Below are 15,645 nucleotides of genomic sequence, written 5' to 3' on the forward strand. Positions count from 1 at the left end.
GGACCATGACGGACGTGTTCGAGCGCTTCTCCCCCGCGACCGCGGAGTGGTTCCGCGGCGCCTTCGACGCACCGACGGCAGCGCAGGCCGGGGCGTGGGACGCGGTCTCCACCGGCCAGCACGCGCTCGTGATCGCCCCGACGGGCTCCGGCAAGACGCTGGCCTCGTTCCTGTGGTCGATCGACCGGCTCATCAGCACGACCGAGCACCCGCCGGCGAAGCAGCGCACCCGGGTGCTCTACGTGTCGCCGCTCAAGGCGCTCGGTGTCGACGTCGAGCGGAACCTCCGCAGTCCGCTCGTCGGCATCACCCAGACGGCACGGCGGCTCGGACTCGAACCACCGGACGTCACGGTGGGTGTGCGGAGCGGCGACACCCCCTCGTCCGACCGGCAGCGGCTGCTCCGCCAACCGCCGGACATCCTCATCACGACGCCCGAGTCGCTGTACCTCATGCTCACGTCGCAGGCACGCGAGACCCTCGTCAACGTGGACACCGTCATCGTGGACGAGGTGCACGCGGTTGCGTCGACCAAGCGCGGGGCACACCTCGCGGTGTCGCTCGAACGGCTCGACGACCTGCTCGACAAGCCCGTGCAACGCATCGGACTGTCCGCGACGGTGCGTCCGGCGGAAGAGGTCGCACGGTTCCTCGGCGGCCGTGCTCCGGTGACGATCATCGCCCCGCCCGCGCAGAAGACCTTCGACCTGCGGGTGGTGGTGCCGGTCGACGACATGGCGGAGCTCGGGGCTCCTCCGGTCGGTGCCGACGCCTCGGACGCCCCCGCGAACGGATCGATCTGGCCGCACGTCGAAGAGCGTGTGGTCGACCTCATCGAGGAGCACCGGTCGACGATCGTCTTCGCGAACTCCCGGCGGCTCGCCGAACGGTTGACCGCGCGGCTCAACGAGATCCACGAGGAACGGGTCCTCGCCGCTGCCGGCTCCGTCGGGGACGGCGTCCTGGTGCCGGCCGGCGCCTCCCCCGCCGACGACGGGCTGCCCGTCGTCCGCGGGCAGTCACCCGCCCGCGCTTCGGCTCACGCCCCGGTCCCGCAGCCGAAGCGCCCGCCGGCCCAGGTCATCGGCCAGTCCGGCCAGACCGGCGGCGGCGGCTCCGACGCATCCGTCCCGGTCCTCGCCCGCGCCCACCACGGCTCCGTCTCGAAGGACCAACGCGCCATCATCGAGGACGACCTGAAGTCCGGCCGGTTGCGCTGCGTGGTGGCCACGAGCTCCCTCGAGCTCGGCATCGACATGGGCGAGGTGGACCTCGTCGTGCAGGTCGAGGCACCGCCGTCGGTCGCCAGCGGACTCCAGCGGGTCGGCCGAGCCGGACACCAGGTCGGCGAGATCTCGCGCGGCGTCCTGTTCCCGAAGCACCGCGCCGACCTCGTGAACAGCGCCGTCACCGTCGAGCGGATGGTGTCCGGACAGATCGAGGCGATCTCGGTGCCGGCGAACCCGCTCGACGTCCTCGCGCAGCACACCGTCGCCGCGGGGGCGATCGACACCGTCGACGTCGAGCACTGGTTCGAGCTCGTCCGGCGGAGCGCGCCGTTCAGCGGGCTGCCCCGATCGGCGTTCGAGGCGACGCTCGACCTCGTGACCGGGCGCTACCCGAGCGACGAGTTCGCCGAACTCCGCCCGCGCCTGGTGTGGGACCGTGTGCACGGCACCCTCACCGGGCGTCCGGGCGCGCAGCGGCTCGCGGTCACCAGCGGCGGCACCATCCCCGACCGCGGCATGTTCGGCGTGTTCATGGTCGGCGAGAAGGCCTCGCGCGTGGGCGAGCTCGACGAGGAGATGGTCTACGAGTCCCGCGTCGGGGACGTCTTCGCCCTCGGTGCGACGAGCTGGCGCATCGAGGAGATCACCCACGATCGGGTGATCGTCAGCCCGGCGTTCGGTCAGCCCGGACGGGTGCCGTTCTGGAAGGGCGACGGCATCGGCCGGCCCGCCGAGCTCGGACGCGCCACCGGGGCGTTCGTGCGCGAGGTCGAAGGCGCCTCCGACGAGGACGCCAGCGCCCGCGTCGCCGCCGGTGGTCTCGACGAACGCGCCGTCACGAACCTGCTGACCTTCCTGCGCGACCAGCGGGCCGCCACCGGGCACGTGCCGAACGACACCACGCTCGTGATCGAACGGTTCCGGGACGAACTCGGCGACTGGCGGCTCATCCTGCACTCGCCGTACGGCATGCAGGTGCACGCACCCTGGGCCCTGGCGGTCGCCGCACGGCTGCGTGAGCGTCACGGGATCGACGGCGACGCGATGGCCGCCGACGACGGCATCGTGGTGCGCATCCCCGAGACCGACGCCGAACCCCCGGGCGCCGACCTGTTCGTGTTCGAGCGCGACGACCTCGAAGCCCTGGTCACCGACGAGGTCGGGTCCTCGGCACTGTTCGCCGCGCGGTTCCGGGAGTGCGCGGCCCGGGCGCTCCTGCTCCCGCGGCGGAACCCCGGGCAGCGGTCGCCGCTCTGGCAGCAGCGTCAGCGAGCCTCGCAGCTGCTCGAGGTCGCGCAGAAGTACCCGTCGTTCCCGATCGTGCTCGAGACCGTGCGCGAGGTCCTGCAGGACGTGTACGACGTACCGTCCCTGCTCGGAATCGCCGACGACATCGCCGGCCGCCGCATCCGGTTGGTGGAGACCGAGACCGAGCAGCCGTCGCCGTTCGCCCGGTCCCTGCTGTTCGGCTACGTCGCGGCCTTCATGTACGAGGGCGACACCCCGCTGGCCGAGCGACGAGCGGCCGCCCTCTCGCTCGACTCGACCCTGCTCGGCGAACTGCTCGGGCGTGCCGAACTCCGCGAGCTCCTCGACCCGTCGGTCATCGCCGGCGTCGAGCGGGACCTGCAGCGGCTCTCCCCCGACCGTCGCGCGCGCGACGCCGAGGGCATCGTCGACGTCCTGCGACTGGTCGGTGCCCTCGACGTCGACGAGATCGTCGACCGGAGTTGGCTGGCTCCCGCTGACGCTGACGCTGACGCTGACGCCGGCGCCGACCGCGCTGCGGCGACGGCCACCGTGCAGACTGCCCTCGCCGCACTGGAACGGGATCGCCGCGTGCTCTCCTTCTCGCACGCCGGCGCGACCCGCTTCGCCGTGATCGAGGACGCCGCCCGTCTCCGCGACGCCCTCGGCGTCCCGCTGCCGATCGGTGTGCCGACGGCGTTCATCGAGCCCGTCGCCGACCCCCTCGGCGACCTGATCGGCCGGTACGCCCGGTCGCACGGACCGTTCTCCGCGCAGGACGCCGCCGCACGCCTGGGGCTCGGCATCGCCGTCGTGCAGGACACCCTGCGCCGACTCGTCGCCGACCGACGGGTGGTCGAGGGCGAGTTCCGTCCCGACCGCCAGGGCGCGGAGTGGTGCGACGCCGAGGTGCTCCGCCGGATCCGCACCAAGTCGCTCGCGGCGCTCCGGCACGAGGTCGAGCCCGTGTCGCCGGACACCCTCGCCCGCTTCCTGCCCGCCTGGCAGCACGTCCGGACCCCCGGCACCCGAGGTGGTCTCCGGGGCATCGACGGGGTCCTGCAGGTCGTCGACCAGCTCGCGGGCGTGGCGCTCCCGGCCAGCGCCTGGGAGACCCTCGTCCTGCCCGCCCGCGTCACCGACTACGCCCCGAGCATGCTCGACGAGCTCACCGCCACGGGCGAGGTCCTCTGGTCCGGCGGCGGAACCCTTCCCGGCAACGACGGCTGGATCCGGCTGCACCTCGCCGACGCCGCGGCCACCACGCTCGCCGAGCCCTCGGGCGACGAGACGACCGAACTCCAGCGCGACGTGCTCGGCGCCCTCGCCGGTGGGGGTGCGTACTTCTTCCGGCAGCTCGGACAGGCCGTGGGCAGCACCGACGACCAGGCGCTCGCCACCGCGCTCTGGGACCTGGTCTGGGCCGGGCAGATCACCAACGACACCTTCGCCCCGCTCCGGTCGATGCTCGGCGGCAAGGCGAAGAGCACGAGCGCGCCGCGGGCCCGCGCGTACCGCGGGCGCCGCCGTCCGACGCTGCCGTCGCAGTCCGGACCGCCGACCGTCGGCGGACGCTGGTCGCTGCTCCCGCTCGCCGAGTCCGACGCCACCGTCCGGGCAGCGGCGACCGCCGAGCAGCTGCTGGAGCGTTACGGCGTCGTGACCCGCGGTGCGGTCCAGGTCGAGGGCGTCCGCGGGGGTTTCGCCGGGGTCTACCGGGTGCTGTCCCGCTTCGAGGAGTCCGGGCGGGCACGCCGCGGGTACTTCGTCGAGGGGCTCGGTGCCGCGCAGTTCGCGACCGGCCCCACCGTCGACCGGCTCCGGACGTACGCGCGGGACATCGACGACGACGAACGCGCCGATCCGGACCGGGCGCGTGCGGCCCTGACGCTCGCCGCGACCGACCCCGCGAACCCGTACGGGGCGTCGCTGCCGTGGCCGACGGATGCACGGAGTGACGAGGACCTGGCGGACGACGCCCCGACGAAGGCCCGCGGACACCGACCCGGGCGGAAGGCCGGTGCAGTGGTGACGACGGTGGACGGTGCCCTGGCGGTCTACGTCGAGCGCGGTGGCAAGTCCGTGCTCACGTTCACCGACGACCCGGCAGACCTCGCCGCGGCGGCGGCGTCGATCGCCGCGACGGTCCGGAGCGGCCTCGGCAAGCTGTCGGTCGAACGGGTCGACGGCGACTTCGTGCTCGAGACCCCGCTCGGCACCGCGCTCCGCGAGGTCGGCTTCACCGCCACCCCGCAGGGGGTCCGGCTCCGTGCCTGAGGGCGACACCGTCTTCCGCGCGGCCCGTCGCCTGCACACCGCGCTCGCCGGGAAGGTCCTCACCCGAAGTGACTTCCGGGTGCCGGCGTTCGCGACGCTCGACCTCGTCGGGCGCACCGTCGACGAGGTCGTCCCGCGCGGCAAGCACCTGCTGCACCGGATCGGCGACCTGACCGTGCACTCGCACCTCAAGATGGAGGGGCGGTGGGACGTCTACGCGCCCGGCGACCGGTGGCGACGACCGGCGCACCAGGCACGCGCCGTCCTCGACGCCGAGGGGGTCTCGACGGTCGGCTTCGCGCTCGGCGTGCTCGAGGTCGTGCCCCGCGAGCAGGAGTCCGAGGTCGTCGGGTACCTCGGCCCCGACCTGCTCGGTCCGGACTGGGACGCGGACCGCGCCCTGGCGAACCTCACCCGTGACCCGGACCGCCCGGTCGGCCTGGCCCTGCTCGACCAGCGCGTCCTCGCCGGTCTCGGCAACGTGTACCGGAACGAGCTCTGCTTCCTCCGCGGCGTCCTGCCGACCCGCCCGGTGTCCGAGGTGCACGACCCGGCACGGGTGATCGCGCTCGCGAGCCGCCTCATCCTGGCGAACCGGGACCGCAGCGCCCGTGTGACGACCGGTGTCGACCGACCGGGTCGGCGCTTCTGGGTCTACGGCCGTGCGGGCAAGCCGTGCCTGCGGTGCGGGACGCCGATCCGGCACGGTGAGCTCGGGGATTCGGAACTGACGCTGCGTGACACGTACTGGTGCCCGCGCTGCCAGACCTGACCTCGCACCGTGCGCGGGGCCGCGGCCGTCCTGACGTCAGTGTGCGAGGCCCCGGCCAGTGTGCGAGCGTGCGCGGGTCGCACCGTCCGCGGAACCTCGCACCCTGAAGTGCCGGGGTCGCACCGTGCGAAGGGCCGCGGCGTCAGGCCGCGGAGCGATCCGCGGTGGCGCGACGGCGCAGGCCGGCCTCGAGCACGGCGGGCGGGTCGTACTGCTGGTCGAGCCGTCCGACGTCGGTGCCCGGCGGCACGATCGCGTCGATCCGGTCGAGCACCTCGTCCGTCAAGGCGACGTCGGCCCCGGCGAGCAGGTCGTCGAGCTGTTCCATCGACCGCGGTCCGATGAGGGCACTCGTCACACCGGGGTGGGCGATCGCGAACGCCATCGCCAGGTGCGTCATCGGGATGCCGGTCTCCTCGGAGAGCGTCACGACCTGTTCCACGGCGTCGATCCGGCGCTCGTCCTGGTTGTGCCGGAACATCGTCGCGCGGGCGAGGTCGGTCTCCTGTCCCTTGCGGAACCGGCCGGTCAACATGCCGCCGGCGAGGGGGCTCCAGACGAGGGTGCCCATGCCGTACCGCTGTGCCACCGGCAGGACCTCGCGCTCGATGCCGCGGTTCAGGATCGAGTAGGTGGGCTGCTCCGTGCGGAAGCGCTCGAGCCCCCGACGCTCGGAGGTCCACTGCGCCTCGACCTGCATCGACGCCGGGAAGTCGGAGCTGCCGATCGCCCGGACCTTGCCGCTGCGGACGAGGTCGGTCAGGGCCGAGAGCGTTTCCTCGAGGTCCACCGTGTCGTCCGGCCGGTGCGCCTGGTAGAGGTCGATGTGGTCCGTCTGCAAGCGGCGGAGGGACCCTTCGACCGCCTGCATGATCCACCGGCGGGAGTTCCCGCGCTGGTTCGGGTCGTCGCCCATCGGGCCGTTGAACTTCGTCGCGACGACGACGTCGTCCCGCCGACCCGCGAGCGCCTTGCCGACCAGGGACTCCGACCCACCCTGCGAGTAGCGATCCGCGGTGTCGATGAAGTTGATGCCGGCGTCGAGCGCGCGGTGCACGATCCGGATCGAGTCCTGCTCGTCGCCGTTGCCGATGCGGCCGTCGGTGCCGAGCATCATGGCGCCGAGGGCGAACGGGCTGACCTGGATGCCGGTCTTGCCGAGGGTGCGGTACTGCATGTGCGTTCCTCCTGTCGATGGCGTGCTGCGCTCCGGTGCCGTATCGTGGACCGAAGTGGAACGCCCTTCCGGAACTATACGGAACGTCTTTCCGTTTACGCAAGCACCACGATGAGGAGATCCGTGCGCGCCGACGCCCGCCGCAACGCCGACGCCCTGACCGACGCAGCCAAGGCGGTCTTCGCGACGGACGGCGTCGACGTGCCCGCGAAGGTGATCGCCGACCGGGCCGGGGTCGGCGTCGGGACGCTCTACCGGCACTTCCCGCAGCGGTCCGACCTCGTCGTCGCGGTCTTCCAGCAGGCGGTCGAGGCGTGCGCGACCGCTGCCGACGAACTCGCGGCCGAGTACGCACCCGACGACGCGCTCGCCCGGTGGCTGCAACGCTTCACGGAGTTCGTCGCCACCAAGCGGGGGCTCGCGGCGGCGCTGCAGTCCGGTGACCCTGCGTTCGAGGCACTCCCCGCGTACTTCATCGGCCGCCTGGGCGGTGCGCTCGGCGGGCTGCTGGACGCGGCTGCCGCCGCGGGGACCGTCCGCGCCGATGTGGACGCACCTGTGCTCCTCCGTGCGGTCGCGGACCTCTGCCACGGAGCGCCGACCCCCGAGCAGAGCCAGCTCATGGTCGGCCTGCTCGTCGACGGGCTGCGCTACCGCGCGACCGCTTGACGGACGGGGTGCACTACCGCGCGACCGCCGGACCGACGGATTGCACTACCGAGCGGCCGCCTGACGGACGGGGTGCAGCCGCTCGGCCGCGGTCGCCCGCACGGCCTCGGTCACCCGCTCGAGCACGGGGGACGCCAGGTTCCACCGCTGCCACCACAGCGCGACGTCCGCACGCCGCCCCGGCGTGAGCTCGACGAGGTCGCCCCGCTCGAGCGCGTCGAGGCACTGCGCCTCGGGCAGCATCCCCCACCCGAAACCGAGCGACACCGCCCGCGCGAAGTCCGCCGACGTCGGGACGAAGTGCCGCGGTCCGGAGGGGGCGTGCCCGAGCACCCGGCGCAGGTACCCCTGCTGCAGGTCGTCGGCACGGTCGTAGTCCACCAGGGGCACCCGGTCCATGCGGTCGAGCAGGTCGCGCTCGGAGCCGGTCCCCACCGTGCCGCCCAGGGATCGGTCCACGAACGCGGGCGACGCCACCGCGCGGTAGCGGTCGATGCCGAGCGGGACGGACGAACAGCCCTGCACCGGATCCGCCTCCGCCGTCACGGCGCCCATCACCGTGCCGGCGCGGAGGAGCTCGGCGGTGCGGTCCTGGTCCTCGCGGTGCAGGTCGAACACCACCTCGGTGTCCGCCCGGACCAGGGCGAGGGCGTCGAGGAACCAGGTGCCGAGCGAGTCGGCGTTCACCGCGAGCGGGATCGACGGCACGACCGCCTCCCCGCCGCCGAGCGCCCGGGCGGTCTCCTCGTCGAGCAGCCGTGCCTGGCGAGCGTGTCGGAGGACGACCTCGCCGTCCGGGGTCGGGCGGACCGGGGCCGTCCGCTGCAGCAGGACCCGGCCGACCTGCTGCTCCATCGACTTGATGCGCTGGGACACGGCCGACGGGGTGATCGCCAGCGCCCGGGCAGCGGCGTCGAGGGTGCCGTGGTCGACCGCGGCGAGCAGGGTCTCGAGGTGTTCGCGCTGGAGCCGGAGCATGAAGCCGAGCTTACGCAGCATCAGGAACCTGAGCTGTACTGCATCACGGGTGCCGCCTAGGTTCGGACCGTGACCGCACTCCTCCCCCTGCTCTCCGGCCTCGGCACCGGGCTCGCACTGATCGTGGCGATCGGCGTGCAGAACACGTACCTGCTCCGCCTCGCCGTGAGCTCCGGCATCCGCGTCGTGGCTGCCGCCGTCGTGGTGTGCGCCGCCTCGGACGCGGCGCTCATCCTCGCGGGCGTGCTCGGCGTCGGGGTCGTGGTCGAGCGGTTCCCGGTCGCGATCGTCGTCATCCGGTTCGTGGGTGCCGCGTTCCTGATCACCTACGGGGTGTTGGCCGCACGGCGGGCGCTCCGACCGTCGGGCGACACGATGCGCGTCGAGCAGGACGCGGACGACGACGGCGCACCCGTCCTCCACGCGGGCGACGACGGCGCACCCGTCCTCGACGCGGGCGGGCGACCGGCGACGATCGCGCCCCCGCACGGACACCGCGCCCCGTCACGAGCGGGCGCAGTGTCCGCGCAGGGGCGCGGCGCGACGACGACCGAGGCGGAGCCGACGCCCCAGCCGACGACGGAAGCGACCACCCGGACGGCGGCAGAGCCGACGCTCCAGCCGACGGCGGAGCCGACCACCCGTGCGGCGGGTGCGCCGGGGCGGACCGGCACCGTGCCTCCAGGCCCTGCCGCGCCGACCATGCGCGCAGCGGTGGCGACCATGCTCGTCTTCACCTGGGCGAACCCGCACGTCTACCTGGACACCCTGGTGTTCCTCGGCTCCGTCGGGAACCAGCAGGGGGTCGACGACCGGTGGTGGTGGACCGCCGGCGCGATCGCCGCGAGCTGCCTGTGGTTCGGGGCGCTCGGGTTCGGCGGGCGGTTGCTCCGACCGTTGTTCGCGAAGCCGCTGACCTGGCGGGTGTTCGACGGACTCGTCGCCCTCGTGATGCTCGGGTTCGGCGCCGCGCTCGCCCTCGGCGCGTAGCGCGCCCGGCGGTCCCGCCCGGCGCGGGTCGGACCCGCACGACCGAATTCGGCTCGAACCGCGGGATCCCGTGGTTCGAGCCGATTTCGATCGTGCCCCGCCAAGCCGCACCGCCGCACCGCCAAGCGGCACCGCGGCCCTACTGCAGGCCCTGGCCCACCCGGCTGTTCCGGCGGCTGTACCCGAAGTAGATGATGAACCCGATCACGAGCCAGATGACGAACCGGAGCCAGGTCTCGACCTCGAGGTTCAGCATCAGCCAGAAGCACAGCACCGCCGACACGATCGGCAGCACCGGCGACCACGGCACCCGGAAGGCGCGCGGGGCGTCGGGCCGCGAGCGACGCAGCACGACGATGCCGATCGACACCAGGACGAACGCCGACAGCGTGCCGATGTTGATCATGCCCTCGAGCTTGTCGACCGCCGTGAAGCCGGCGAGCAGCGCCACCACGACACCGGCGACGACCTGCACCCGCACGGGCGTCTGGGTCGTCGGGTTGGTCTTCGAGAACCAGCGCGGCAGCAGGCCGTCGCGGCTCATCGAGAAGACGATGCGGGACAGACCGAGCAGCAGGACCATGACGACCGTGGTGAGACCGATGAGGGAGCCGATCGCGATGATGCCGGCGGCCCACGGCAGGCCGACGATGTCGAAGGCGGACGCCAGGGACGGCGCCTTCTCCTGTGCCAGGCGCTGGTACGAGACCATGCCGGTGATGACCACGCTGACGCCGACGTAGAGCAGGGTCACGATGCCGAGACCGATGAAGATGCCGCGGGGCAGCGTCTTCTGCGGGTTCTCGGTCTCCTCCGCACTCGTCGCGACGACGTCGAAGCCGATGAACGCGAAGAAGACCAGGGACGCGGCGGCGAGCAGGCCGAAGACGCCGTACTGCGCCGGCTCGGAGCCGGTGAACCATGACACGAGGGACTGGGTCCAGACACTCCCCTCGGCGCCCTTCGTCGGCTGCGCCGGCGGGATGAACGGGGTGAAGTTCGCGGCCTTGACGAAGAACGCCCCGGCGACGATGACGAACACGACGATCGCGACCTTGATGATCGTGATGACGGCGGACACGCGCGAGGACAGGCGGGTCCCGAACGCGAGCAGCACCGTGAAGATGCCGACGATGAGGACCGGCCCCCACGTGAACCCGATCGGCCCGAGCTTGATGGTGTCGGGCAGGTCCACGCCGAACACGCCGAACGCGGTGCTGAGGTAGATGCCCCAGTACTTCGCGATCACGGCGCTGGCGGTGAGCGTCTCGAGGATGAGGTCCCAGCCGACGATCCAGGCGAGCAGTTCGCCCATCGTCGCGTAGGTGAACGTGTACGCGGAGCCTGCCACCGGGATCGTCGAGGCGAACTCGGCGTAGCACATGATGGCCAGGCCGCAGGTGACGGCCGCGAGCAGGAACGAGACGATGACGCCCGGCCCGGCGAAGTTCGCGGCGGCGTTCGCGCCCACCGAGAAGATGCCGGCGCCGACGGCGACGGCGATGCCCATCGCCGCGATGTCGAAGGTCTTCAGCGACCGTTTGAGAGAGCGCCCCTTCTCCTCGGAGTCAGCGAGGGAGGCCTCGATCGACTTGATGCGGAGCTTCGGTGCCATGGGGTGGTTCCCGTCATCGGCTGGCGGCGGACCCCGTGAGGGTACTGGTGTACCAACCCGGCACGCAAATACTGCGGATGGGTGCGGCCCGGCGCTGCGACGCGCGGTCGCACGTCGGACGACCGCCGGGAGGCGCGGCTCGGCTCAGGCGGACCGGCGCCAGTCCGACAGGAAGCGCGCTCCGGCCTCGTCGTGGATCACGCCCTCGGGGGCGGTGAGCACCGGGTACGGCGTCGTCGGGACCCCGTCGGCGGGACGGACGTCCACGTGCGCGACGTCGTGCCCCTGCGCGTGCAGCCAGTCCGCCATCGCGTAGTCGCTCCGGGAGTCGCCCATCGTCCGCCACGCGACCGGCAGCTCGCCGTCCTCCGCGAGCAGCTCCAGGGACCGCGCGGCGCCCATGTCCTTGCCGCTGCGGTCGGACTCGACGTCGGTGGAGATGATCGTCGGGTCGATCCGCCACTGCACGGCGCCGGCGGCGTCGGGGCGGACCTCGTCGAGCCGACGGACGCCGAGGCCACGGCGTTCGAGAGCGGCCATCGCCTTCGCGTCGAACTCCGGCTGGCGGGCGAGGTACGTCGCGTTCGGCACCTCGACGCGCTGCTCGATCGACACCATGGCGCGCTTCGTCTCGTCGAAGAAGACCAGGTCGGCGTACTCGTCGCGGACCAGCTCGCGCATCTCGTCGGCGTAGTCCCGCGGCAGCGCGAGGTCCTCGGCGACGGTCAGTTCGCCCATGCCGCCCTCGTACTGCGGGCCGATCGAGCACCACACGGCACCCTTCTCGCACACCGCGTGCACCCGGCCGCCCGCGGCGAGGCCCCCGGCGAGGAGCGGCCCCACCACCTCCTGCCGGATGAAGGCGTCGCTGCGGCCGGTGTTGAACACGACCGGGATGCCCTCGGCGGCGAGTGCGACGAGGTCCTCGACGATGCTCGGGATCGCGATGGTGCGCGAGACCGGGCTGGCGATGGGCCCGTCGACGTCGAGCAGGAGACCGAGACGAGGTGCGTTCACCGGTCCATCTTCGCAGCAGCGCCGGGCTCCCCGACGCGACGCGGGTCCACGACGTCCGTCCGCGCTCGTCGTCGCGGCATCAGCCGCGGGACGCCGTCCGCGCGAGGAAGCGGTCGAGCACCACGCCGACGGCCCGCGGCTCGGGGACGTGCCCCTGGCCCGGCACCTCGGTGTACTCCGACCCCGGGACCGCCTCGACGACCGCCCGGGCCGCCTGCCGCATCCACTCCAGGCCCTCGCCACCGGCCCCGACGAGGACGGGGACCCCGACGGCGGCTGCGGTCCGCTCGGGGATCGCCAGGCCGTTCAGCACCCGCACGTCGCGGCTGAGCACGTGCGCGTCGACGACCAGGGACCGCCAGAGCGCCCCCTTGAGCCGGAGTGCGGTGACCTGGCCCATCGGCACGCCGAGCACCTGCGTGAGGAACGCGCGCACGGCCTGGGCACGACGGCCCGCCTCGACGTGCTCGTCCAGGGCGTCGGCGAACACGACGTCGTCGGCGTGCGGGTCCACGGTGGCGCGGTACGGCGGTTCCCAGAGCACGGCGGCGTCGATCGGGATGCCGGCTGCGAGCCCGCGCAGCACGACGCCCGCGCCGACGCAGAGCCCGAGCGCGGCGGTCGGCGCACCGATGCTCGCGACGACGGCCGCGAGGTCCTCGACCTCGCGCTCGATCGTCCACGGCTCGGTGTCGCCGCTCGCACCGCGTCCGCGTCGGTCGTAGGTGACGACCCGGTAGCGGTCCCGGAGTTCGGCGGACAGCGCCGTCACGAACGGCGTGCCGTGGTGGTCGAAGGCCCCGCCGACGACGACGAGCGCCGGACCGGTGCCCGCGTCGGAGACGGCGATCACCGTTCCGTCGGCGGACACGACCGTGCGGTCGACGTGCTGATCCATGGAGTCCTCGTGGCTGGTGCGACCGGGTCGGAGTCCGAGCATGACAGCCTGGAGCGCTCCCGTCGACACCCGCAACCAGGGGGAGAAGACCGGTTCGTCGTGCTCAGCGTTCCCGGTAGATCCGGCGTCGGTGCCCCGCGTTCACCACGACCACCACGAGACGGCCGTCGTCGATCTCGTAGATCAGGCGGTAGTCACCCGACCGGACCCGCCAACCCGGTCGGTTCACGAGTTTCCGAGCCGCGGGTGGACGTGGGTGCTCGGCGAGGATCGTGAGCAGACCCTCGATCCGTCGACGACCGTCGGGTGGGAGTTTGCGGATGACGCGTTGCGCGGACGGGATGATCTCGACCGACCAGGTCATTCCATCCCGAGTTCGCGCTTGAGGTCGTCCCACGTGATGTTCTCGCCGCCGAGGCGCTTGCTCTCCGCGATGGCTTCGTCGTACGCGATCAGGTCGTCCAGGTCCTCCGCCGCCTCGAGCAGACGATCCAGGATGTCCGCGTCCACGACGGCGGCGACCCGCTTGTTGCGCCGTGTGAGGTAGACGGGCTCGTGCCGGGCGTCGTCGATGATCGACGCCAGGCGGCTGCGCGCTTCGGAGATCGACACTTCGCTCACCTGTACATTCTAGTGCGTTTTGTACAAGTCAGACCAGGGCGGTCCGCCCGACCGACTCCCGTTCCAGCAGTGCCCGCTTCACGTCGAGCCCCCAGGCGAACCCCCCGAGCGTGCCGTCGGACCGGAGCACCCGGTGGCACGGCACGAACAGCGCCGGCGCGTTCCGGGCACACACGCTCGCCGCCGCCCGCACGGCGTCCGGTCGACCCATCGCCGCCGCGAACTCGGTGTAGGTCAGGACCGCCCCCGCCGGGATGCGCCGGAGCTGCCGCCACCCCTCGGCGAAGAGGTCGGTGCCGAACTGCCGCACGGGCACCTGCATGGCGTGCTCGACGTCACCCGCGTAGAAGGCGTCGACGGCGTCCGCCGAGGCCACCCGGCCGTCGGTGATGCGTTCCGGCCGGTGCCGTTCGGCGAGCCGGCCGACGATGCGCTCGACGGAGTCGGTCCACCCCGAGGCGAGCACGCGGCCCTGTGCGTCCTCGAGCACGGTGAAGGGGCCGTCCGGGGTGTCCAGCGTCTGGATCGTTGCGTCGGTCATCGTTCTTCCTTCCGAGCGGCCCGCGCCGCGGTGTCCTGGGGAACAGTCGTCATGTGTGCCGCACCGGCCGTCGCCATCGCGCGGTCGATGATCGGTCGCCAGCAGTGCATCGTCAGGTAGCTCCGCCACGGCGCCACCTGCTCCGACCATAGGGAGAGCTCGCGCGCCCCACCGGGCAGCCCGAGTTCCTGTGCACCGTTGCGGACGGCGAGGTCGCTGTGGAGGAAGACGTCCGGGTGGTGCCGGACGCGGAGCGCGACGTAGTCGGCGGTCCAGGGTCCGATGCCCTTCACGGCCAAGAGTCCGGTCCGCAGCTCGTCGACCGACTGCCCACCGTCCACCACGAGCGACCCATCGGCGAGCGCCGTCGCCACGCGGAGGATCGTGTCGACCCGTGCCGCCGGCCCGCGCAGCACCTCGCCGCCACGTGCGGCGATCGTCCCGACGCGGGGGAACAGGAGCCCGCCGGGCAGCACCGCGTCCGACACCGGGGTACCGAGTGCCGCGACGAGCCGGGTCTGGGCGGTCCGGGCCGCGGCGACGGACACCTGCTGCCCGATGAGCGTGCGGATCAGTACCTCGTGCGGGTCCACGGCGCCGGGCAGCCGCAGCCCGGGCACCCGCGCGACGGGTCCGGCCAGTTCGGGGACCGCCCCGAGCACGGCGTCGACGGCGACCGGGTCGGCGTCGAGGTCGAAGAGCGACCGGACCCGTGCCACGAGGGTCGGCAGGTCGGAGAGGTCCGTGACCCGCACCCGGAGGTCGAGCCCGGTGCCCCGACCGGCCGCGTCGGGGACGGCGACCGAGGCGCTGAACCAGGCCGCGCCTCCAGGCAGGTCGAGCACCCGCCCGTAGGACGTGACCCGCCCCGACGGGTCCGTCTCCACCTGCTCCGCGCCCGCCAGCGCGTGCAGCGCGTGCCAGTCGAGGAGCCCCTGCCCGTCGAACGGCGCACGCGCCGGCAGGTGCACGTGCAGCGCGCCGTCCGCGACGGGGCGGACCACACGACGGGCGCGCAGCTCCGAGGGGGTGACGGCGAAGACCTCGCGGACGGTGTCGTTGAACTGGCGGACGCTCGCGAAGCCGGCCGCGAAGGCGACGTCCGCGATCGGCAGGTCCGACGACGTCAGCAGCGCGCGTGCCGTCTGGGCGCGGTGCGCGCGGCTGAGCGCCTTCGGTCCGGCGCCGAGCTCGGCGGTCATGATCCGGTTGAGCTGACGTTCCGAGTAGCCGACCCGTCCGGCGAGGCCCGGCACGCCGTCGCGCTCGACGACGCCGTCGAGGACGAGGCGCATGGCCCGGCCGGCGACGTCCTCGCGCAGGTCCCACTCGGGGCTGCCGGGGGTCGCCTCGGGCAGGCAGCGTTTGCACGCACGGAAGCCGGCGAGGTGGGCAGCGGCGCTCGTCCGGTAGAAGGTGACGCCCGTCTCCTTCGGCGTGCGGGCCGGGCAGCTGGGGCGGCAGTAGATGCCGGTGGAGTGCACGGCGGTGACGAACTGGCCGTCGAAGCGGGCGTCGCGTGAGGCGACGACGCGGTAGCGCTCGGCGTGCAGGGCGTCGGCTCCGGAGGGGGACATGGGTCCAGCCTGACACGCGTCACCGACATCGACTGG

The 15,645-nt window shown here is 72.9% G+C and carries 13 protein-coding genes; 4 read left to right on the forward strand and 9 right to left on the reverse strand.

The annotated features are described in order from the left end of the window. The first annotated feature begins 5 nt into the window (after positions 1-5). The gene (locus ACRQ4B_RS01850; protein WP_439693007.1) at positions 6-4,754 is read left to right on the forward strand and encodes an Lhr family ATP-dependent helicase; all 4,749 of its coding nucleotides are present in this window, start codon (positions 6-8) and stop codon (positions 4,752-4,754) included. Further along, positions 4,747-5,526: an Fpg/Nei family DNA glycosylase gene (locus ACRQ4B_RS01855; RefSeq protein ID WP_439693008.1), complete on the forward strand. Its 780-nt coding sequence runs from the start codon at positions 4,747-4,749 to the stop codon at positions 5,524-5,526. Before ACRQ4B_RS01850 ends, ACRQ4B_RS01855 begins: the two co-directional genes overlap by 8 nt. 142 nt (positions 5,527-5,668) lie before the next feature. Here the strand turns inward: ACRQ4B_RS01855 and ACRQ4B_RS01860 are convergent, their stop codons facing one another. Beyond that, on the reverse strand, positions 5,669-6,703 hold the full coding sequence (locus ACRQ4B_RS01860; protein ID WP_439693009.1) for an aldo/keto reductase: 1,035 nt from the start codon (positions 6,701-6,703) through the stop codon (positions 5,669-5,671). Between the two features lie 123 nt (positions 6,704-6,826). Between ACRQ4B_RS01860 and ACRQ4B_RS01865 the strand changes: the two genes are divergently transcribed. Further along, the gene (locus tag ACRQ4B_RS01865) at positions 6,827-7,372 is read left to right on the forward strand and encodes a TetR/AcrR family transcriptional regulator (protein WP_439693010.1); all 546 of its coding nucleotides are present in this window, start codon (positions 6,827-6,829) and stop codon (positions 7,370-7,372) included. A 45-nt stretch (positions 7,373-7,417) separates the two neighbouring features. On the opposite strand, the gene ACRQ4B_RS01870 is transcribed toward ACRQ4B_RS01865, so the two are convergent. After that, complete coding sequence (locus tag ACRQ4B_RS01870) at positions 7,418-8,371, reverse strand: LysR family transcriptional regulator ArgP (protein ID WP_439693011.1); 954 nt, start codon at positions 8,369-8,371, stop codon at positions 7,418-7,420. Positions 8,372-8,419: 48 nt separating this feature from the next. Here ACRQ4B_RS01870 and ACRQ4B_RS01875 point away from each other — a divergent pair, with 48 nt between their 5' ends. Then, positions 8,420-9,340, forward strand: a complete 921-nt coding sequence (locus tag ACRQ4B_RS01875; RefSeq protein ID WP_439693012.1) for a LysE family transporter — start codon at positions 8,420-8,422, stop codon at positions 9,338-9,340. 139 nt (positions 9,341-9,479) lie between these two features. Here ACRQ4B_RS01875 and ACRQ4B_RS01880 read toward each other — a convergent pair whose 3' ends face one another. From ACRQ4B_RS01880 to ACRQ4B_RS01910, 7 genes are all read right to left on the reverse strand, one after another. Beyond that, complete coding sequence (locus ACRQ4B_RS01880) at positions 9,480-10,955, reverse strand: APC family permease (protein WP_439693013.1); 1,476 nt, start codon at positions 10,953-10,955, stop codon at positions 9,480-9,482. Positions 10,956-11,099: 144 nt separating this feature from the next. Then, the gene (locus ACRQ4B_RS01885) at positions 11,100-11,972 is read right to left on the reverse strand and encodes a hypothetical protein (protein WP_439693014.1); all 873 of its coding nucleotides are present in this window, start codon (positions 11,970-11,972) and stop codon (positions 11,100-11,102) included. A 79-nt stretch (positions 11,973-12,051) separates the two neighbouring features. Further along, positions 12,052-12,870, reverse strand: a complete 819-nt coding sequence (locus tag ACRQ4B_RS01890) for an alpha/beta fold hydrolase (protein ID WP_439693015.1) — start codon at positions 12,868-12,870, stop codon at positions 12,052-12,054. A gap of 103 nt (positions 12,871-12,973) precedes the next feature. Further along, entirely contained in the window at positions 12,974-13,234 is a 261-nt protein-coding gene (locus tag ACRQ4B_RS01895; protein ID WP_439693016.1) for a type II toxin-antitoxin system RelE family toxin, read from the reverse strand. Beyond that, the gene (locus tag ACRQ4B_RS01900; protein ID WP_439693017.1) at positions 13,231-13,491 is read right to left on the reverse strand and encodes a type II toxin-antitoxin system Phd/YefM family antitoxin; all 261 of its coding nucleotides are present in this window, start codon (positions 13,489-13,491) and stop codon (positions 13,231-13,233) included. The genes ACRQ4B_RS01895 and ACRQ4B_RS01900 overlap by 4 nt, the downstream gene beginning before the upstream one ends. A gap of 28 nt (positions 13,492-13,519) precedes the next feature. Beyond that, on the reverse strand, positions 13,520-14,032 hold the full coding sequence (locus ACRQ4B_RS01905) for a methylated-DNA--[protein]-cysteine S-methyltransferase (RefSeq protein ID WP_439693018.1): 513 nt from the start codon (positions 14,030-14,032) through the stop codon (positions 13,520-13,522). Further along, positions 14,029-15,609, reverse strand: a complete 1,581-nt coding sequence (locus tag ACRQ4B_RS01910; RefSeq protein ID WP_439693019.1) for a DNA-3-methyladenine glycosylase 2 family protein — start codon at positions 15,607-15,609, stop codon at positions 14,029-14,031. The genes ACRQ4B_RS01905 and ACRQ4B_RS01910 overlap by 4 nt, the downstream gene beginning before the upstream one ends. Between the last annotated feature and the right edge of the window lie 36 nt (positions 15,610-15,645).

It is taken from the genome of Curtobacterium sp. SP.BCo (assembly GCF_051903265.1).
Taxonomy (GTDB): Bacteria; Actinomycetota; Actinomycetes; order Actinomycetales; family Microbacteriaceae; genus Curtobacterium.

Coding starts and splice junctions, on each gene's coding strand:
- ACRQ4B_RS01860 (WP_439693009.1), bottom strand. CDS start 6,703: ATGCAGTACCGCACCCTCGGCAAGACCGGCATCCAGGTCAGCCCGTTC.
- ACRQ4B_RS01890 (WP_439693015.1), bottom strand. CDS start 12,870: ATGGATCAGCACGTCGACCGCACGGTCGTGTCCGCCGACGGAACGGTG.
- ACRQ4B_RS01850 (WP_439693007.1), top strand. CDS start 6: ATGACGGACGTGTTCGAGCGCTTCTCCCCCGCGACCGCGGAGTGGTTC.
- ACRQ4B_RS01870 (WP_439693011.1), bottom strand. CDS start 8,371: ATGCTGCGTAAGCTCGGCTTCATGCTCCGGCTCCAGCGCGAACACCTC.
- ACRQ4B_RS01910 (WP_439693019.1), bottom strand. CDS start 15,609: ATGTCCCCCTCCGGAGCCGACGCCCTGCACGCCGAGCGCTACCGCGTC.
- ACRQ4B_RS01905 (WP_439693018.1), bottom strand. CDS start 14,032: ATGACCGACGCAACGATCCAGACGCTGGACACCCCGGACGGCCCCTTC.
- ACRQ4B_RS01895 (WP_439693016.1), bottom strand. CDS start 13,234: ATGACCTGGTCGGTCGAGATCATCCCGTCCGCGCAACGCGTCATCCGC.
- ACRQ4B_RS01880 (WP_439693013.1), bottom strand. CDS start 10,955: ATGGCACCGAAGCTCCGCATCAAGTCGATCGAGGCCTCCCTCGCTGAC.